The 19,296-nt window shown below is 54.1% G+C and carries 14 protein-coding genes and 1 CRISPR repeat array (1 of these 15 cut by a window edge); of the genes, 4 read left to right on the top strand and 10 right to left on the bottom strand.

What is annotated here, in order from left to right:
- A CRISPR array of direct repeats spans positions 1-1,524; the repeat unit is 36 nt; unit sequence AGTGTATCCGAACCGTGATTCCCAACCAGCTACAGC (it extends 1,668 nt beyond the left edge of the window).
- Positions 1,525-2,033: 509 nt separating this feature from the next.
- The 3 genes from SH248x_RS04815 to epmB all read right to left on the bottom strand — a co-directional run bounded on the left by SH248x_RS04815 (position 2,034) and on the right by epmB (position 7,278).
- Positions 2,034-3,296 (bottom strand): PP2C family protein-serine/threonine phosphatase, encoded by a 1,263-nt coding sequence (locus tag SH248x_RS04815; protein WP_459557383.1) that lies wholly within the window; start codon positions 3,294-3,296, stop codon positions 2,034-2,036.
- Positions 3,277-5,910 (bottom strand): PAS domain S-box protein, encoded by a 2,634-nt coding sequence (locus SH248x_RS04820; protein WP_459557384.1) that lies wholly within the window; start codon positions 5,908-5,910, stop codon positions 3,277-3,279. Before SH248x_RS04820 ends, SH248x_RS04815 begins: the two co-directional genes overlap by 20 nt.
- 357 nt (positions 5,911-6,267) lie before the next feature.
- Entirely contained in the window at positions 6,268-7,278 is a 1,011-nt protein-coding gene (gene epmB / locus SH248x_RS04825) for a KamA family radical SAM protein (protein WP_459557385.1), read from the bottom strand.
- 128 nt (positions 7,279-7,406) lie between these two features.
- On the opposite strand from epmB, the gene efp reads away from it, so the two are divergent.
- A complete protein-coding gene (efp, locus tag SH248x_RS04830; RefSeq protein ID WP_459557386.1) occupies positions 7,407-7,973 on the top strand; it encodes an elongation factor P in 567 nt (188 codons plus the stop codon).
- Between the two features lie 434 nt (positions 7,974-8,407).
- On the opposite strand, the gene SH248x_RS04835 is transcribed toward efp, so the two are convergent.
- The 6 genes from SH248x_RS04835 to SH248x_RS04860 form a co-directional block, all read right to left on the bottom strand.
- Positions 8,408-9,331, bottom strand: a complete 924-nt coding sequence (locus SH248x_RS04835) for a dihydrodipicolinate synthase family protein (RefSeq protein ID WP_459557387.1) — start codon at positions 9,329-9,331, stop codon at positions 8,408-8,410.
- A gap of 647 nt (positions 9,332-9,978) precedes the next feature.
- The gene (locus SH248x_RS04840) at positions 9,979-11,364 is read right to left on the bottom strand and encodes an Hsp70 family protein (RefSeq protein WP_459557388.1); all 1,386 of its coding nucleotides are present in this window, start codon (positions 11,362-11,364) and stop codon (positions 9,979-9,981) included.
- Positions 11,361-11,675: an Hsp70 family protein gene (locus tag SH248x_RS04845; protein ID WP_459557389.1), complete on the bottom strand. Its 315-nt coding sequence runs from the start codon at positions 11,673-11,675 to the stop codon at positions 11,361-11,363. The genes SH248x_RS04840 and SH248x_RS04845 overlap by 4 nt, the downstream gene beginning before the upstream one ends.
- 56 nt (positions 11,676-11,731) lie before the next feature.
- Complete coding sequence (gene grpE / locus SH248x_RS04850) at positions 11,732-12,484, bottom strand: nucleotide exchange factor GrpE (RefSeq protein WP_459557390.1); 753 nt, start codon at positions 12,482-12,484, stop codon at positions 11,732-11,734.
- A 73-nt stretch (positions 12,485-12,557) separates the two neighbouring features.
- On the bottom strand, positions 12,558-13,154 hold the full coding sequence (locus SH248x_RS04855; protein ID WP_459557391.1) for a J domain-containing protein: 597 nt from the start codon (positions 13,152-13,154) through the stop codon (positions 12,558-12,560).
- 1,864 nt (positions 13,155-15,018) lie between these two features.
- Positions 15,019-16,032 (bottom strand): sigma-54 interaction domain-containing protein, encoded by a 1,014-nt coding sequence (locus tag SH248x_RS04860; protein WP_459557392.1) that lies wholly within the window; start codon positions 16,030-16,032, stop codon positions 15,019-15,021.
- A 354-nt stretch (positions 16,033-16,386) separates the two neighbouring features.
- On the opposite strand from SH248x_RS04860, the gene SH248x_RS04865 reads away from it, so the two are divergent.
- From SH248x_RS04865 to SH248x_RS04875, 3 genes are all read left to right on the top strand, one after another.
- On the top strand, positions 16,387-17,184 hold the full coding sequence (locus tag SH248x_RS04865) for an alpha/beta fold hydrolase (RefSeq protein WP_459557393.1): 798 nt from the start codon (positions 16,387-16,389) through the stop codon (positions 17,182-17,184).
- Between the two features lie 281 nt (positions 17,185-17,465).
- Positions 17,466-17,843 (top strand): rhodanese-like domain-containing protein, encoded by a 378-nt coding sequence (locus SH248x_RS04870; protein WP_459557394.1) that lies wholly within the window; start codon positions 17,466-17,468, stop codon positions 17,841-17,843.
- A 289-nt stretch (positions 17,844-18,132) separates the two neighbouring features.
- The gene (locus SH248x_RS04875) at positions 18,133-18,423 is read left to right on the top strand and encodes a putative quinol monooxygenase (protein WP_459557395.1); all 291 of its coding nucleotides are present in this window, start codon (positions 18,133-18,135) and stop codon (positions 18,421-18,423) included.
- Here SH248x_RS04875 and SH248x_RS04880 read toward each other — a convergent pair.
- The gene (locus SH248x_RS04880; RefSeq protein ID WP_459557396.1) at positions 18,413-19,093 is read right to left on the bottom strand and encodes a response regulator transcription factor; all 681 of its coding nucleotides are present in this window, start codon (positions 19,091-19,093) and stop codon (positions 18,413-18,415) included. The genes SH248x_RS04875 and SH248x_RS04880 overlap by 11 nt on opposite strands.
- Positions 19,094-19,296 lie beyond the last annotated feature (203 nt).

The raw sequence follows: 19,296 nt of genomic DNA on the forward strand, positions 1-19,296 counted from the left end.
CAGCTACAGCTAAACATCCAAGCGATAAACAGTCGGGTCAAGTGTATCCGAACCGTGATTCCCAACCAGCTACAGCGAGGATGTCATTATCTCGACAATCGCCATGAGTGTATCCGAACCGTGATTCCCAACCAGCTACAGCGCTCCTGCTTCACTTTGTAAGTCTCCTGTCAGTGTATCCGAACCGTGATTCCCAACCAGCTACAGCCACGGAATCCAATCTCGGCTGCCAGCGACAAGTGTATCCGAACCGTGATTCCCAACCAGCTACAGCCCAAGGAACTCGCTTCAGATGCGGTGGCAGAGTGTATCCGAACCGTGATTCCCAACCAGCTACAGCGAATCGAATGTCTTAGTGAAGCTCGAAGAAGTGTATCCGAACCGTGATTCCCAACCAGCTACAGCACTTACTCAAAGAGGCAAAGAACCTCTACGAGTGTATCCGAACCGTGATTCCCAACCAGCTACAGCTACATCTCGCCAGTGAGGTAAGAATCATACAGTGTATCCGAATCGTGATTCCCAACCAGCTACAGCATATCTGCACGCGGCACGAGTCCATCAATCAGTGTATCCGAACCGTGATTCCCAACCAGCTACAGCGGCATCTCAAGTGACTTCCGCCATCGTCCCAGTGTATCCGAACCGTGATTCCCAACCAGCTACAGCTGACGGGAACCGCTTAGCGATCTTGGCAAAGTGTATCCGAACCGTGATTCCCAACCAGCTACAGCTTGCCGCGATTACCGTACTGACTGCGTTGGAGTGTATCCGAACCGTGATTCCCAACCAGCTACAGCTTTGACAGTCGAGACCGCATCACAACGATCAGTGTATCCGAACCGTGATTCCCAACCAGCTACAGCCTTAGGGAAGTAAGGAACCTGCACTTCCATAGTGTATCCGAACCGTGATTCCCAACCAGCTACAGCGTGGTGCGCAAACAAGAAAGGAAAGCATGAAGTGTATCCGAACCGTGATTCCCAACCAGCTACAGCGAGGATGTCATTATCTCGACAATCGCCATGAGTGTATCCGAACCGTGATTCCCAACCAGCTACAGCGCTCCTGCTTCACTTTGTAAGTCTCCTGTCAGTGTATCCGAACCGTGATTCCCAACCAGCTACAGCCACGGAATCCAATCTCGGCTGCCAGCGACAAGTGTATCCGAACCGTGATTCCCAACCAGCTACAGCCCAAGGAACTCGCTTCAGATGCGGTGGCAGAGTGTATCCGAACCGTGATTCCCAACCAGCTACAGCGAATCGAATGTCTTAGTGAAGCTCGAAGAAGTGTATCCGAACCGTGATTCCCAACCAGCTACAGCTCGATCTCTGGATTAAAAACTACGTCTTCCAGTGTATCCGAACCGTGATTCCCAACCAGCTACAGCTGACGGGAACCGCTTAGCGATCTTGGCAAAGTGTATCCGAACCGTGATTCCCAACCAGCTACAGCTTGCCGCGATTACCGTACTGACTGCGTTGGAGTGTATCCGAACCGTGATTCCCAACCAGCTACAGTATTTGGCTTGTAAATGATGAATTAGAGGATACCCCAAACGGATTCATCCCGCGAAAATGATTTGTCACCGCATTGTCACCAATTCCTTGGTTTGACAAGTTATACATGTAATTTATGGAGAGTCACAGTTTGCCGGAAGCACTGCAAGTAGCTGGTGTAATGATGTTTGTGCAGATGTTAAGTCTATACTGGGGATCAAGAGGTTGCAGGTTCAAATCCTGTCAGCCCGACTTTGACACGGATCAGGTCGGTTTGAGGTTCGTCGAACGGCTGTTTTTCGTGCGTGGATTTGAGGTTGCAGTCAGTCATTCGATCGAGAACTTCGGTTCGCATCCTGCTCTAATTAAATTCCTTTTGAGGATTCACTTGGCGTCTCCAGCGGACTGCGATGTGTTATCAGAATTTAAATCCATGCAGGTCGGTTCCATTTTGCCGACTCGTGAGTGACGCTTGGGGCGACCTGTGGGGTATCTGGAACATCCTTAAGATCGCGGGGATGCCAATGAAGCTTACTCGCCCTTGGCCGATACCATCTCGACAGCCAGGATGGAGATGTCGTCGTGGAATCGCTCAGATCCCTGCCACTGCGTGATTTCCGTCAAGAGGGTCGCAACGCTGTTCTCTAGTGTCTCGGACCGCGCCTGACCGGTCGTCTGTATGAGTCGGGCGTCGCCGAACTGATTGCTGGCGGGATCCATGGCTTCGGTGACGCCATCGGAATAGAAGTACAATCGGTCGCCTGGCTCGAGGTGTACCGATCGCTCCTGATAGGGTTCGTCAGTCACGCCGATTGGAAAGCCTTCAGCCTCCAGAATGACTCCCGGCGATGCCGAGTCGAAAGGGAGATGCACTGGTCCGGGATGCCCTGCGGAGACGTACCGAAACTCCCCGTTTGCCGTGTTCAGGATTCCGTAGATCAGGGTCGCGAATTGGCCAACAGCCATATCGAACGGGAAGAGCTGATTGAGTCGAGTCGCCACTTCAGCGGGCGGCGTGATCTGGATTCCCTCTGATGTGCCGGCGCCTCGGACCAGAATCGAGGAAGCGTCGGATGGCGGTGAGAGGAGCCTGCTCATCGTCACTGACATCAGGGCCGAGGCGACGCCATGACCGCTGACATCGAGAATGTAGAGTCCGAGGTTGCCATCGCCCAGCGCGATGGCATTCAGTCCATCACCGGCCAGTTCGTCACAGGGGCGATAGATCCAGGCAACATCGGTTCCGGGAACACCAGGCGGCTGGCGGGGAAGGAACGTCTGTTGGATTCTCGCCGCAGCTTTGAGGTCACGCGACATCCGCTCGTTAACGTTCTCCAGCCGCGTGTTGACCTGCTCTAACTCCAATTGCATACGGCGGAGATACAGGTGAGTCTCGACACGTGCGTGCAGTTCTTCCATCTGAAACGGCTTGGTGATGTAGTCGACGCCACCGAAGGCAAAAGCTTTGACCTTATCAAGCTGCTCGGTCAGAGCACTGATAAAGATGACCGGGATTGCCTTAAGTCGGTCATCGGCTTTGAGGTGCTCGCAGACCTCGTAGCCGTTCATCTCTGGCATATTGATGTCCAGCAGAATCAAGTCCGGGGGATCGCGTTCGGCCGCCTGTAGCGCCAACTTGCCGCTGGGCACGGGCCGAACTTTATAACCGCGATCCTTGAGCATGCCAGCTAATACTTGAAGATTGGCGGGGGTGTCGTCCACGATCAGGATGCTGGCAGGCATGATGCTATTGCTGGGATGGACCGTACGACGTTCAGACTTTTTCAGATTCAAGAGATGCCTCCGTGCATAATAGGTCGAGAAGTTTCTGGTACTGGAAGCTTTCGGCCAAGCGGCGCAGGCCCCGAGCAATACGGGGATCGCGAACCTCAACCTCCTGGATTCTGGCCAGCAACTGGTCCAGATCCGCCGTAATCACGGCTTCACGCATCGGGGCGATCAGGTCTTGCGGCCAGTTGGCCAGTGACTGTTGCGTCAGTTCGGTCGTTTCTTCCAAAGCCAATGGCGAGGGCGGCTCGGCATAAACAAATTCGATCCCCAGATGGAGATGAATCTTCTCAAACAGTTCGGATTCTCTGAACGGCTTGCCTATAAAATCATCTGCGCCGACTGCCATCAAGTCCTGGCGGTTCTCGTCCATTGCACTGGCCGTTACGGCGATAATCTTGAGGTCCTGGCCAGTGTCTATGGCACGAATCCGGCGAATCGCCTCGTGACCGTCCATCACCGGCATGCGGAAATCCATCAGGATCAGATTCGGCCGCCATTGCTCAAATATCTGGACGGCTTCCGCTCCGTTGGTCGCCAATCGGATCTCGAAACCGACTGGCGCGAGCATTTGAACCAGGAGCTGGCGGTTATCCTCGACGTCATCGGCAATCAGCACTCGGCACGTCGCCTGCCCGGGCTGCAGCCTCAGGACTTGCCGTGGCGTGCTTTTTGCTTGGACCGCGTTTGCTTCACCCTCTTTCAGAGGGAGGCGAATGACGAAAACGCTGCCAATACCAACTTGGCTGCTCAACGAGATGTCTCCACCCATCAGTCGAACAAACTCCCGGCTGATGGCTAAGCCGAGCCCCGTGCCGGTTCCCGCTTGTTGTCCGGACTTGGTCTGTTCGAAGTGTCGAAACAACTTGTCCTGATCGTCGGTTGAAATGCCCGGTCCCGTGTCTTCGATTTCGACCTGGAGAAAAGGTTCCGACTCCTTCTGACGGTCCACACGAACACGTATTCGCACACTGCCCTTCTCGGTAAATTTGACAGCGTTTCCCAGCACGTTAATAAAAACCTGACGCAGCTTGTTGATATCGGTCACGATGTATTGAGGGACGTCGCCGATCATCTCGACGGAGAACAATAATTCTTTTTCGTCCGTGCGAATGCGGAACATCATCTCCAGATCCCTGAGCAGGACTGGCAGGTCGAAGGTCGAAAGATTCAGCGTCGTGCGGCCCGCCTCGATCTTGGACATCTCCAGGATGTCGTTGATCAGGGCCAATAGATGCTCGCCGCTCCTGTTGATAGTTTCCAGGTACTGGCATTGTCGAGGAGTGAGGACCTGGTCGCGGAGCATCAACTGAGAGAATCCGAGGATAGCGTTCATCGGTGTGCGGATTTCGTGCGACATATTTGCCAGAAAGACGCTCTTAGCGCGGTTGGCTTGCTGCAACGATTGTTCGTAGCGTTTACGTTCGGTGACATCACGGGCGGCGGCGAACACTCCTTGCAGCTTTCTATCACGGTCGTGGAAGGTGGATGCGTTGTAGGACACGACTGTTTCCTTGCCATCGCGAGCCCGTGCGGTCAATTCGTAGTCAGTGAGCTTGTGTTCGCTCAGCACGCGCTTGATACCTGCTTCGGCTCGTTCCGGGTCGGTGAAGTAGTCCTTGAATGGCGCGCCGATCAGCTCGTCGCGCGTGCATCCGGTGAGCGCCTCCATCTGCTTGTTGACGTCGGTAATGATGCCGCGCGGGTCGGTAGTGATCAGGGCATCAATGTTCGATTCAATCAGCGAGCGGGTGTAAAACTGCTGATCGCGAACGCGCTGATCAAGCAGCATCCGCTCGGCTTCCACTTGCTTGCGCGCGGTATTGTCGGTGCCGATCAGGAGATAGCCGATGATCGTGTTTTGATCGTCGCGCAGCGCCGTGACCGAGACGACTGCAGGAAAGCGGCTGCCATCCTTGCGGATGTAGGTCAGCTCGTAGATATCCTCGATTCCCCGGGCTGCTTTGAAGACCAGGGCCTCAAAGCCCGGCGTGATCGTAGTTGCCAACTCGGCGCTCAAGGCTTTGGCACGGGTGATCACTTCCTGCGGATCAGAGATGTCGGCCGGCGTGATCTTGTTCATCACGTCAGCGGCGGTATAGCCCAGCATCCGCTCGGCACCGACATTAAAGATTTGAATGACACCCTTCTCGTCGGTGGCAATGCTCGAGAAGTTAGCGCTGTTGAAAATGGCGCTCTGCAACGCCCCGGCTTTGAGCAGCGCTTCTTCGGCCTGCTTACGCGCGGTCACATCTTCCATGGCAAGGACCAAAAGCTCGCCGTGGCGGTCAGACTGGAGCTTCCTCGCGTTGAGTAATATCGCCCGACGACCGATCACCGGGAAGGTATGCTGCAGCTCGAAGTCGTCGAAGACAGAGCTCTTCGGGACGATGTCCTCCAGCAGGGTCCGTAAGTCGGGGATGTCCCACTGGCCGTTGCCGAGCTCATAGATCAGCCGACCTTCCGTCTCCCCGGGCGAGACGTGAAAGGTCTGGTAGAAGGCACGGTTGGCGGAATGGACCCGCAACGTGGCATCGAGGATCAACAAAGGTTCGCGCACCGTATCAACAATACTTTGCGCGTAACTTTGTATGTCCTCAACCAGCGGTGTTCGCTCCATGACGCCAACTCCCTGCAGGTTTGTGTGTAATGACTCTTAGTCTAACGTCCAGTCATTCTGAAAGCCATCAGCCCATTTTCATCAAGGCTGACGATGCTTGGCGTATGATCCCATGAGATCGATGCTCGGGCGAGAAACTGCACAACACGAGTCTGCCAATCTGATCGCGAAAAGCTCAATCGCCGTCCTGTCACCCGGACTTATAATGACAACAATCGCAATCGTCACTGTCACCAGAGTTGTCACCAATTGCGATTGGCACATTCACCGGCTCAACTCCGAAAGAGCTTTTTTTATGTCCGAAACAAATCGCAAGCCGTGGTTTCTCAGACGCACTCCGCATGTAACTCAACGCTTTTACAACGGCAGCTTATTCGGCTCTCCCGGCAGTTCCTGCACATACTGCGGCACCGCATACCCCGGCAACCGCGTCCGCAGCTCCTTAATTAACTGTCGCCCCTTCTCCACCGGCACTTCAAAATGCCCCACCCCCGCCACCCGATCCAACTGAGACATGTAATAAGGCATCACCCCCACATTCACTAGCTTCGTACACAATCCAGCCAGCGTCTCCACGTCATCATTGATCCCCTTCAGCAACACACACTGATTCAACGTCGGCACCCCCGACGACACCAGCCTCTTCAGCGCCCCCTGCGTCTCCTCATCCAATTCATTCGGATGATTCGCATGCACCACCACCATCCCCTGTAACCGTGAAGAGGTCAGCGTCGCCAGCAGACTCTCATTCACACGACTCGGCAACACAATCGGCAACCGAGAATGAATCCGCAACCGCTTCAAATGCGGGATCGCTTCCAGGATCTCGACCAGCTCCGCAAAACGCCCGTCCGGCAGCATCAACGGATCACCGCCACTCAAAATGATCTCCTCAATCGAGGAGTCGTCCCGCAGCACATCAAAGGCCGGCTTCCAGTCCGTCCAGGACTTCGGCGCGTCGGAATACGGATAATGGCGACGAAAACAATACCGACAGTTGATCGCACATGCCCCCGTCGCAATCAGCAGCGCCCGCCCCTGATACTTATGAATCAAACCCGGCGCCCGCGTCGCTGCCTGATCCCCGACCGCATCAGTCGTGATCTCAGACCCCGACTCCGCTCCTGACATCTCAGCCAGCGTCGGCAAAACCTGTCTGAGCAACGGATCATTCACATCCCCCTCCACCATCCGCGACAGAAAACTCTCCGTCACCATCAATGAAAAATCACCCGCAGCCTTGTGCGCGTCTCCCAGCAGATTCTCCGGCAGTTCCAGCCGGGAAAGCAACACTGCGGGATCGCGGATCGCCCGCGCAAGTTCGCGTCTCCAGGAGACCGTTTCAAGTTGTATGGACGTCTCAGACATGCAGAAGCGGCGATTGGTTGACAAGGTGGCATTTATGGGAGATAACGTCCTTTCAGACGCGGTGCGCACGAATCGTACCGCGTCCACGAATGGAAACACAGCACTCGGAAAGAAAATTCGGTAATCACATGGCAATGCTCAACGTCGGCGACTTCAAAAAGGGTCTCAAAGTCCTCCTCGACGGCAACCCTTATGACATCCTCGAATGCAACTTCGAGAAGCCCGGCAAAGGTCAGGCCCTCTACCGCACCAAGCTGAAAAACCTCCTCTCCGGCAAAATTCTCGACCGCACCTACCGCTCCGGTGACGGCCTCGAAGCCGCTGACGTCCGTCGCGGCATCGGCAGCTACTCCTACCGAGACGGCGAAAACTATTACTACCTCGATAGCGATACCTTCGAGCAGTTCGCCCTCCCATCGGAAATCGTCGGCGATGCCATGCGATACCTCCTCGAAGGCACCCAGGTCGACCTCCTCTTCTGGAATGACAAACTCATCTCCATGAACCCGCCTCAGCACGTCATCCTCGAAGTCACTTACGCGGAACCTGCCGCCCGTGGTAACACTGCGACCAACGTGACGAAGGGCGCAACCGTCGAAACCGGCTCCGAAATCCAAGTCCCTGCCTTCATCGAACAAGGCGACAAGATCAAAATCGATACCGCTTCCGGCAGCTACGTCGAGCGCGTCCGCTAAGGCGAGCGGGGGTTGACACTCACCCACGCAAATTCCGCAGGAGAGATACGCATTCCCCTGGCAGGATGAATTTCCTGCCAGGAAGTTCGTTGCATAAAGGATATTTTGCAACGTCATCACGAACCCTCGCCGCAGTAGGTGCGAGGTGTTTCGGAGTATTCGCAGTGCGTGCGAATGACCGGAAAGCTATTTCTTGCAGCATGTGATAACAGTCACCACTTGACTCAGCGCATCTTCTTCTCAACGTGCCATGCTTGCGGCTTTGAGCAAGCATGTTCTGAACGCACCAACGTCAAACGAAACAGCATACTCACTCAAAGCTGTGAGCAGGACACGACTTTTGTGACCACTCTTGCTTAAACTGAGATTCGTATGATTTGGATAGTAGGCCGGACTAATGCTCTCTTCAGTCGAATTGATCCGTCACGCTCACCCTAAGACAAAGAATCATTCAGCTTCACCAGATCTTGTGCGGCTTGTTGGATTCGGAAAGACAAGCTGCTGTCGGGTTCGCTGAGGTGAGGAAGAATCGGGCCGGTTTGAGCAACGCCTGCAGCGAGGGTGGCTTCGTGAAGGACGATGATGGGGCCGTTGTTATCTCGGAGGTCTTCGAGGGGGAGGAACATGCGACGCAGTTCGTCAGCACGGGCGTAGTCCTGGGACTGGATGGCTTTCAGCAGGGCCATGGAGATTTTGGGGGCGATGCAACCACAACCGGTGGTGAAGCCGCCGAGGTGGAAGTCACGCATGTGGACGATGGCAGGCTGGTCGCCTAACCCGGAGAGGATCAGAGAAGGGTCGACAAGGCTGCAGAGCTCTTTGAGGTAGGCGTCGTCGGTGTAGTCTTCGCGGACAACAGCGTACTTAATGGCTGCAACAAGGCCGTCATCGACCAGGGATTTGACGTGTTCGGCTTTGATCTTGCGGTCGTACTTGAGATAGACGACGACAGGCTTGCCGAATTTTTCCGCAAAGGTTTTGATGCCCCGGGTGAGGCCCAGAGAGGTGGAGATATCGGACTGGGGGAGAACCATAACCGAGGGAAAGTTGAACTGCTGGAGGATGGGGAGCTGATCGAGCATACTGCCATAGGCCGGGCCAGTCGCAGGGATGACCCAGGTCGATTTGCTGGCGCTGGTGCTGATCAGTTGAAGGGCTTCTTCGTACTGCTTGAGCGTGAGGTGGTAGAAGATCGCGTTACCGCCATAGAGGAGCGTTTTGATGCCGCCGGACTCGATGTGCTTGATGATCTTCTGGTTGTCTTCAAGACTGAGAGAGAAGTCCTCACGTCGGGCCATGGGTGGGACAGCCCAGGGGGAAGAAGCAATCATGGCGGGCGTGATGGAAGCGGTGTTCATGGGGAGAGTCTTTACCACGAAGGAGACTGCAAAAAGTGATGAAATGAGAGTTTAACCACGACGGCATAGACGAGCCAAGTTAAGAGGGGAAGTTAGACGGGGGTTTCAAGCGAGGCTGTGCTGGGTTGCGATGATGAGAGGGGCAACACGCAGATTGTATGAAACTCATCGGCTCAAGGCTCCATACAACGCTCACATGGGTTGAGCCGAGATGATATCGTCGCATGGTGACGAATAACTGACGTCGAGGATTTATAGGCTTCGCAGTTTTTTGTGCACCAATGACTTGCAGTAAGCGTGCGAGGCTTAGATATCACCGCTTCGGTGAGAGCCAATCCAATTCTGATGTGAGTTGACGCACTTGCTCGGCATCGCCTGTCGCGCGAGCTTGAAGTCTCTGTTCTTTCAAGTACGTGATCCTGCGAAGAGCACTCATAACGAGACTCAGATCAGCCTGACAACGTCGACAGGTCAGGCTAAGCGGCTGTTTGGCCCGGCAGACTGGACAGCGAAAATCGGATTCATCGCACATAGAATAACAAATCATCCAGTTCCGCACTCAGGCTGGCAACGGTGAAGTCGTTGTCGTCTTCGATGGCCTGCTTCAGGTTTTCGCAGATCGAATCCAAATCGATGGCATCTTGCCCCTAAAGGGATTTTCTCGCGGCATCGGCCTTCTTGAGTAAGGCGATCGCTTCCGCGAACGTCTCCTCGGCTAGTTCGGAATCTGCTGGCGCGGGTGAGTCTGCATCAATATCGGTACTCTTGAGAGGATTCCCCTGCGATGCGAACTCGTCGGATTCGTCAAACATCTCCTCCAGACGTGCCTGTGCCCGACTTCTTTCGTCGGCCTGGAAGTGACTGAGGGCATTATCAATTTCGAGCTGTCGACTCAGACCCGTTGCCGTTTGAGTCGCTGTGACCTTGAGTGTTCCATCCAGGGTCAATTCAAATCTGACAGTGATTTTGCTTCGCTCTTTGTCAGCTCCTTCGAGATCCAGGCGAAACTTTCCGATGGATCGATTGCGATGCACTTCGGGATGTTCTCCTTGCAACACATGAATCTCAACGGCTTTCTGGCCATCGAACATCGTGGAATAGGCGTGTTCATATCGCGCCGGGAGAGGTGTGTTCCGATGAATGATCGGGGAGAAGACCATCTGTGGCCCACTGAACGTCATCCCGACGCACGCCTCTATGCCCAGCGTGTGCCCCGTTACGTCCACGAGAACTGGCCCGACATGTCGTCCCTCGATCATGGCAGCCTGCACGGCGGCTCCGAGTGCAACTGCCAGATCAGAGTCGACTGCTCGACTTGGCTCTCTTTGAAACTCTTCACGCAAGCGTTTCTCGACGAGAGGGATCCGGGTTGAACCACCCACAAGAACCAAGTCATCCATTTGATGGACCGTCATCCCGGCCTCGCGTAGCGCTGCATCAAGGCAGTCGATGGTCCGCTCGATGAAGGGTTCGATCAACTCCTCGAATTCGCTGCGTGTGACAGTCGCCGTCAAGTGCAGAGGCTGTCCGGCTTTTTCAGTGATAAACTCTTCTTCGATCCTGACCGTCTCGTCGAAAGAAAGGCGTCGCTTGGCCTGCTCGCAGGCCAGCGACAAGCGATAGCGAGAGGTGGCGTTCTCACGGAGGTCAATTCCGTGTTCGGATAAGAATTGCTCGGCGATATGGTCAAGCAGTACCTGGTCGAGATCGTCCCCTCCCAGACGAACGTCACCTCGACTGCTGAGAACTTCGGTAATGCCTGCCTCCATGCGGACAATAGAGACGTCAAAAGTTCCGCCACCGAAATCATAGACGGCGATTTGTTTACGATCCTGCGTGCCAGCATGATAGACCAGGGTGGCAGCGGTCGGCTCGTTAATGATCCTTTCGGCGGTCAGCCCTGCCAGTTCAGCAGCTTCGCGAGTCGCCTGACGCTGGTTCTCGTCAAAGAACGCCGGTACGGTAATCACGGCTCGAGTGATCGATTGTCCGATCGCGTGACTGGCGTTCTCTCGAAGACGACGGAGGATCATCGCGCTGATTTCCGGCGGCGTGAATGACTGTCCCCCCCCAGTGAAACAGGTTCCATCTGCCCCATCCGACGCTTGATCGAAGCGACTGTCCGATCAGGGAATGCCGCTAATTGATTCTTCGCAGGCAGCCCTGTCACCAGTTGCCCCTGTGGATTGATTCCAACGACAGACGGCAGCAGTTTCTCTCCCGCTTCGCCCAGAACCTGTGGCTGACCATCAATGACGACCGCCACAACGCTGTTGGTTGTCCCCAGATCGATTCCGATAATCGTATCACTCGCAATCGCGCCGCCGCTGTTGTTCTCAGCCATTCCCGCTACCTCTTTGATGAGCATTCCTTGACTCGAAGATCCCTTGTTTGCACATATCACCTCGCGATGCGAACATCGGCAAAACGCAGAATTTTGCCTTGCCAGTAATAGGCTGGAGAAATCTGTTCAGCGACATGTCCTGCAGGATAAGACGTCTCAGTCAATGTTCCAATGGCATGCATGGCGTTCGCATCGAACGGCTGGCCGAGAGTGTCGAGACGTTCGATCCCTTGCTCCTGCATCGTACGACGCAATCTCGCCAGCACGAGATTCAAACCTTCAACGGCCGGATTCTTAGCCGCCTTCTCTTGAGAAGAAAACTGCAAGATGACCGCGTTCAGGAACGGACGAGCAAACCATCGCGCGAGCCAATTCATGCTCTCGAAGAACAACGCCACGGATTTCCGATCGGCTTCTGCCTGAACTTGACGGGTTGCTTCCCATTGATCGATTCCCGATATCGCTCGGGACAGTTGTTGGTCTGTCTCGATAACCCGCATGACCAAAGCCCTGGCCTTGGAGGACTCGTCTGAATCGCGGCTTCCTGATTTTGCTTCCGAAATACTGGCGAGTAATTTCGACTCCAGCGCTTGGATGTTCGTCACCGCCTGGTCGATTTTCTCCGTCAGCAGTCGGCTCTCTTTGGTCTGCCCGCGCCATTCGTGGCGCATCGCAGTGAAGGCCTCGACGATATCCAATGCTCCAAACTGAGGCACGCTATTTGTTGGAGCATTGTCCCAGTTGAGAGGTGTCTCACTGCTTCCTGAAGAGATGGTTGAATCGCTCATAGGTACTTTGTTCCAAAGCATGGAGGCTTGAATCCTGTCTTGGCTCCCTCTTTCTCCGGGATGCCATCGGACGTCGTCGTGGCTGGTCCCAAACCTATGTCGAGGATGGACTTTCCGATGCTCGATTCCCCAGGCTCAGTAGAAACTGCACGGACAAGCGAGGAGGATTCTGTTTCTGCGTGGCAATCACATCTGCCCATTCAGGAATTTCATCTCCCGGTGGATTTGCTAGGCGTTTGGCAAGCGACAGGGGCTCTTTGACTGCTTCATAAGCCGCACGGACTTCCCGAAACTTGTCTGGCTCACGCTCTGGTGGATACGTTTTGACCAGTTCAAGATAACGGCTACGAATCTCCGCCTCGCTGGCGTCATGCGTGACACCGAGAACCGTGAACGGATCTGATACAAAACCGCTTTCTGAGTTTTTTCGTCCGTGTAACAGTCCTGTAACTTGCCCGGAAACTGGGACCAGATCGATTTGAGCGTTTGGCCGAATTTGCTCCCGTGAGTGCGGTAGGCAGGATAAAGCAATTGCGTCCGATGCAGATCCCAAAAAAAGCCCGCGACATCGACATACTCTTCCAGAGGAATCTCGTCCCGTTTTTTCAACGCCTCTTCGACCTCCAGACGAAGTCGCTTGAGATCGTCTGTTCTGACTCGCATCTTCTGAGCGGCCCCCAGCATCATGCAACGATCGACCAGGCTGCCGCGGGTTTGACCAGTGACATCACAAATCTCTTGTCGCGCAGCCTCAAACGCTCCGATATCCCCGGACCGTAACAACCAGCCAGCTCGCAAGTAAGGCAACCATTGTTTTGGCAACCAGTCAGGCCAAAGCGATTCCGCTTCGTTGAGATGAGTTGGGACTTCGCTCAACCATGCTTTTCTTCGACACAGACGCATCGCTTCCAGAAGCTGCCATTTCCAGGGGGTTGCCTTCACGCGCGGATCATCCTGCCGTGATGCAGCTAAGAACGTGACATGAGGACTGGCCTCCTCCATCTGTTCGTTCTCGAGAAGATAATCCACCAACCATAAACGAGGCTCGGCATCGTCTGGTCTGCTTGAGGCCCATCCCCGCATGACACCCGCCAGCTCCGTTTCCAGTGGCTTGCGTTCGGCTTGCTTCAACCGGTCATTATCCAGCTTTGATGTCAGCCATTCAACATAGGCCTGACAGGTAGCCAGATTGCCAGGCTCAGCTTTCAACGATGCCTTCAAATGCTTGCGAATCCCCGAGACATCCTCTTCATAGCCGAAAAATAAGTTGATTCCACTCTTCAGGCCTTCTGTTATCAAAGATTTCGCTTCCATCAAATGAATGTAACTGGCGATCGCATTACGCAGTGACTTCGAAAGCAGCTCGTTCTGCTTCAAATCCTTGTCCAGATACTCCTTTAATGCCTGCTCCCCTCGCATTTGAAGCTGCGAATCATCGAAGCGAATATAATAAAAGAATGTGAGCAGTAAATTCTGGCGATCATGACGTGGACCGCGAAAGGACTTGATTGCCTCATCGAATACGTCCGCGTAGTTCTGCAGGAATGCTCGATGTAATACCGTCTGACAAAGCGCACTCGTCAGCGCTGGCTCCGTCTGTTGATATTCGACGACAAACTGCTTCATCCAACGAAGTTTCTTGATCCCCAAGAGGAGGCTTTTTGACTCCTCCGGCATTTTTACCCCCGCTTCGACAACGCGCAATGCCGCACGCTCAAAACGAACACGATGCAAAAGCTTGGCATGAAACAAATGTTGGTCGTCCCAGCGCTGCCATGGCAATGAAGGTTCCGATTCCTCTACGGATCCTCCACGCGGAAGTCGATCGAGATCAGAATTTAAGGACAACATCATGGACGACGCGATCCGCCCCGGACGACGCTCCGAATTCAAACGTCTCCAAGCCTCACTCGCGGCCTGAGTATCGCTGCCAAGCCAGTCGATCAGTCCGCGAATAAATAGACGCCATTCGCTTAAAGGGCTACTGCGAGAAATAATGGAAACGGTTTTAAGGGCCTCTTCTCCACGCAGTTCAGTGGCAGCCTGCAGGAATTCGCGAATGGCTGTCACCTCTGTTGCCAGCTCCGAGGGCAATGCGGCAAGCACGACATCATCGAACACCGCGATGTCAACGTCTGGCTCACCCTCCCAGGACTGAGGTGATTGCTGCAGATGGCGTTGAAGTTGACGTGATTGACTTCCCGCGATCGGGACGACGTAGCGCTGCGTCTCTTGCTGTCGTGTTCGCGTCTGTCGTTGCTTTTGCTTTTCCTGCCGCTTTTTCGCGTGACGTTCTTTGCGACGCTACGAATTTCGTCCCATGAGTTGCATCCAGTTGCGTTGGGAATTTTTTCGTACGAACCTCTCCCATTTTGTAAGGTTGGCTGCGGTTCAGAAAGAGACCCGGCGGAAAAATTACACAATGACTGACAATATCACTCAGAAAATTAAACCCGCGACGACCATGAGACCACCCATACAAAATTCATCTTATCGCAACATGAAGTCGAACAGCCGGAACGGATTGCAGTGCCTCGCCCCCTGATCTCGATTCTCTACCCGCGAGCCTCTTCCGCCAACCCGTATTCTTCGATCTTCTTATGCAGCGTATTGCGGTTGATGCCCAGACGAATCGCCGTTTTGGTCTGCGTTCCCTGGCAGAGACGCAGCATCTGGAAAATGAGTTCCTTTTCCAACAGCGAGACAATCTTCTGGTGAGCGTTGTTCGCTTTGGGCTCGAGTTCAGAGAGTCCTTGCGAAACCAGTTCCTGGCAGAGCATGTCGATTGACTTGTCGCTGCGTTTGGCGGAGCGGACAGGCGCCAGTCCCCGCACATGCTTCGGAAGATCATCGACCGTTAGCGAAGAGCCCTGCGATAGAATGATGGCTCGTTCGATGTAGTTCTCGAGCTCGCGTACGTTTCCTGGCCAGGAATAATCCTCAAGGGCATCCAGGAACGAGTCTGTGATACTCAACCCAGTCTTACTGTTTTCCTCAGCGAATTTCGACGCAAAGTGCTTGGCGAGCAGTTTGATATCGTCGCCACGTGCCCGAAGCGGTGGCAGTTCCACCGGAATGACGTTCAGGCGGTAATAAAGGTCTTCCCGAAAACGCCCTTCTTCGACCTCATCCAGCAGATCTCGGTTCGTCGCAGCCACGATACGACAGTCGACACGAATCGTTCGGCTTTCCCCGACCCGTTCAAACTCCTGTTCTTGAAGCACTCGCAGCAGTTTGACCTGCAGCTTGTAGCTCATGGAGTTAATCTCATCGAGGAAGATCGTGCCGCCGTGAGCTGCTTCAAAGCGACCTGTGCGGTTTTCCAGGGCATTAGTAAACGCCCCTTTCACGTGCCCGAAAAGTTCGCTTTCCAGCAGTGATTCACTCAGCGCTCCACAGTTGACGCGGACGTAAGGGCCTGTGGCGCGGGGACTTAACTCGTGAATGGCTCTCGCGATGAGCTCTTTGCCGGTCCCTGTTTCTCCCATGAGCAGGACCGTAGCAGATGTGCTCGCAGCCTTCTGTGTGAGTGCATACACCTCCTGCATCGCAGGGCAGCGACCGATCATTCGATTCATCATATCGTCTTGGTCGTTGTTCTTCATCGGGGTGAGCGCTTATGTGCCCATAATATACGCACCTTGCGAGGATTTCCAGCTAAAAGCCGTTGCCATGTTTCGATTCTGAAACACAAATCAATCGCGATTGCTGAATTCTGTGTCGTAAGATGTGACTTACGACGACGATGGACACATAGATCACAGAAAGGTGTCGTTTTTTTACGCTGTTCAGAGGCGTGGACAAATAATCCATGGTTGTTGATGAGACTTCTGTTTTCTCTCTGAAAAGCGTGACCACGGTAGACGGCAACTGGTATTCTGAGACACTCACCAACGAGAGTTACCACCAAAGGAGTCCCCGCCATGGCCACGAAAACTATCTCTGTGCACGGAAAAAGAGTCGCTGTCGACGTCATCGGAGCAGGGCGACCGTTACTTCTGGTCCATGGTTTTCCAATGGATGCCCGCATGTGGTCGAAGCAACTCGAACCCCTCGGAGTCGCAGCAAAAGTCATCGCGCCCGACCTGCCGGGATTCGGGGAAAGTGAACTTCCCAATTCCGTTATGACACCTGCCGACTATGCAGACTTTCTCGCGGATTTGCTGGAGTCTCTTGAGATCAATGAACCGGCGACAGTTTGCGGGCTCTCGATGGGAGGCTATATCGCTTTAGAGTTCTGGAAGCGACACCCGTCTCTGGTTGACAGCCTCATCTTCTGCCACACCAAAGCGACGTCTGATACCCCGGAAGCCATCGAAAACCGTAAGAAAACTGCCGACAATGCTCGTCGCAAGGGAGCAGAGGACCTCGCCCGGGACATGCCAGTCAAGTTGACCTCGCCTGATACTCAAACGAACAATCTTGAAGTCATGGAGCAACTCTCGTCCATGATCGCAGATCAACCTGGGCCCTCAATCGCAGCCGCTTCCCTGGGAATGGCTCAACGTGCGAATTTCGTATCCTTTCTGCCAGACATCGCCGTGCCCGCGCTCATCATCGCTGGGGATAAGGATACTCTGATTCCGATGTCCGAGATGGAAATGATGGCCAAGGTGATACCGCATGCGAAGTTTGTCGTGATAAAGAATGCGGGCCACCTTTCTCCGATGGAGAAGCCAAACGAGTTCAATCAGGATGTCCTCGCCTTTCTGGAAAGATGACTGATTGACGGATGAAAGCTACTGAGATCGCGGAGAGGAAGAGGAAACACAGATAAACACGGATTCACACAGATAAAAAACAAGTCATCAAATTGGAGTCTCCTCTCCCTATCCGTGTCGATCAGTGTTCATCCGTGGTTTGTATTTGTTGTTCGACCTTCCGGATCGCCTTCTCGTTGGCACTCGTTGGCAGAGTCCTGCCGTCTTGATAATCTGAAGTCAGCGAATCGGCGAAGCCTGACTCACCCTCTTCGACACTTCAATCCAATGGATCAACCACCATGCAACATACCCCCGGATTTCTGGCGATCGTCACTGACGCTCGTTCTCGAATCACAGAATGCACGATCCCCGACATCAAGGTCATGATGGACAAGTCGCAGCCGTTGACGCTGATTGACGTCCGGGAAGATCACGAATTCGCAGCCGGCCATATCCCCGGTGCAGTCCACCTCGGCAAGGGCATCATCGAGCGGGATATCGAAACGAAATATCCTGACACCACGCAGCCTCTTTATCTCTACTGCGGCGGCGGTTATCGCTCGGCTCTGGCGGCTGACAACCTGCAGAAGATGGGATACACCAACATCATTTCAGTTGATGGCGGCTTCCGTGGTTGGAAGGACGCCGGGTATCCGATTGAGACGCCAAAGACGTAGTTGCCAGTCGACACACTCATGCCTTGCGCAAAATGTAGGGTGCTGGTGAGGCTTTGCGAACCGCACCAAATGTGGCATCGATAAGGTCAGTTACCATTGAAGGCGTATTTGGTGCGGTTCGAAGACTCACCAGCACCCTACATTAAATGGGAAGATTTCGCCGAAGAAGTATTGCTCACACTGTTGAAACTATGTGAGTCGGTCGACGCCTATCGCCCACCCTCAACCGTCAGCGAAGCGCTGCCACTTTCTCCCTTGACTGGAGAAGGAACTTTTTATGGAGACAAGAATGATTGCTGTTGTTGTGAAATTCGTGGTGAAGTCTCAGTACATCGATGATTTTCGTGCTGCGATCAAGATCCATGCGAGCAATACGCTGACCAATGAGCCGGGTTGCAAGCAGTTTGATGTCTGTCGTGATCCGCAGAATGATCAGATCATTTTCCTGTACGAAGTCTATGAATCACCGGAAGCCTTGGCCGTCCACCAGAAGGCTCCTTACCTTGCGAAGTTCGGCCAGATCGCCGGGGAGATGATTGAGAATCGCGAACTGGTTAATTACGAGATCATCAATCGCTAACGGCTGCGGCGGCTGATCGCATTTCGACGCGTGGAACAGGGGCGGGGGCTGGGCTGTCGAGCCGGAAGCCCCCTGCGCTGTTGACCATATCAAGCAGCTCGATCAAGGTGTTGACTTCGAGCTTTCGCATCAGCCGAGAACGACGATCTTCAATCGCGCGGACCGTTAGTCCGAGCCCTTCAGCCATCTGCTTATTCGTCAGGCCTTGAAGAATCATGCGCAGGACTTCTTGCTCTTTTTCAGTCAAGCGAGACAGTTGCTGACGGGCTCGATGACGTTTGGCTCGGACAGCCCGACGCGAGGCATCCAGCTCGAGGGCATTCGAGATGTGCTGCTGAAGAATCTCCATACGGAATGGCTTCTCCAGAAACATATACGCACCGCGTGACATCGAAACGACAGCCATCGGCACATCCGCGTTTCCACTGACGACGATCATCGGAATTTCGACACCCGCTTCCAGCAGCATCTTCTGAATTTCCAGACCGCTCGTTCCTGGCATCTTGAGGTCAAGAATCAGGCAGCCTGGACGTTCGGGGTCATGTCCGTACAGAAAATCCTCGGCACTGCGATAGATCGCAGCGGCGTAGCCGATGTTCTTGGCAATCAGTGAAATTGCACTGGAGACGGCGGGATCGTCGTCGACTACGTTTACCACCGGTGTTGACATAGATTGAATGCGATTCTAATTCCTGGAGACCGTGAGCGCGATCTGGAACAGTTTGCCTTCCGGCAGGTTCAAACGGGCCCGGAGGAGACCTCCAAGAAACAGGTCAGGAAATGAAGACAACAATGGCTTCGGCCCAAAGCCAGAGAGGATCTTCATCGAGTTCGAGCGAAGGAACAGAGAATCAGTCGATAGGGACTGATCGC

Origin of the sequence: Lacunimicrobium album (assembly GCF_052161635.1) — a bacterium.
Taxonomy (GTDB): Bacteria; Planctomycetota; Planctomycetia; order Planctomycetales; family Planctomycetaceae; genus SXPC01.

What these genes read in the sequence shown, in the direction of transcription:
- SH248x_RS04840 (WP_459557388.1), bottom strand. Translation starts at nt 11,364, where the DNA reads ATGATCCTCCGTCGTCTTCGAGAGAACGCCAGTCACGCGATCGGACAA.
- efp (WP_459557386.1), top strand. Translation starts at nt 7,407, where the DNA reads ATGGCAATGCTCAACGTCGGCGACTTCAAAAAGGGTCTCAAAGTCCTC.
- SH248x_RS04835 (WP_459557387.1), bottom strand. Translation starts at nt 9,331, where the DNA reads ATGAACACCGCTTCCATCACGCCCGCCATGATTGCTTCTTCCCCCTGG.
- SH248x_RS04865 (WP_459557393.1), top strand. Translation starts at nt 16,387, where the DNA reads ATGGCCACGAAAACTATCTCTGTGCACGGAAAAAGAGTCGCTGTCGAC.
- SH248x_RS04880 (WP_459557396.1), bottom strand. Translation starts at nt 19,093, where the DNA reads ATGTCAACACCGGTGGTAAACGTAGTCGACGACGATCCCGCCGTCTCC.
- SH248x_RS04845 (WP_459557389.1), bottom strand. Translation starts at nt 11,675, where the DNA reads ATGGCTGAGAACAACAGCGGCGGCGCGATTGCGAGTGATACGATTATC.
- SH248x_RS04875 (WP_459557395.1), top strand. Translation starts at nt 18,133, where the DNA reads ATGATTGCTGTTGTTGTGAAATTCGTGGTGAAGTCTCAGTACATCGAT.
- SH248x_RS04820 (WP_459557384.1), bottom strand. Translation starts at nt 5,910, where the DNA reads ATGGAGCGAACACCGCTGGTTGAGGACATACAAAGTTACGCGCAAAGT.
- SH248x_RS04860 (WP_459557392.1), bottom strand. Translation starts at nt 16,032, where the DNA reads ATGATCGGTCGCTGCCCTGCGATGCAGGAGGTGTATGCACTCACACAG.
- epmB (WP_459557385.1), bottom strand. Translation starts at nt 7,278, where the DNA reads ATGTCTGAGACGTCCATACAACTTGAAACGGTCTCCTGGAGACGCGAA.
- SH248x_RS04870 (WP_459557394.1), top strand. Translation starts at nt 17,466, where the DNA reads ATGCAACATACCCCCGGATTTCTGGCGATCGTCACTGACGCTCGTTCT.
- grpE (WP_459557390.1), bottom strand. Translation starts at nt 12,484, where the DNA reads ATGCTTTGGAACAAAGTACCTATGAGCGATTCAACCATCTCTTCAGGA.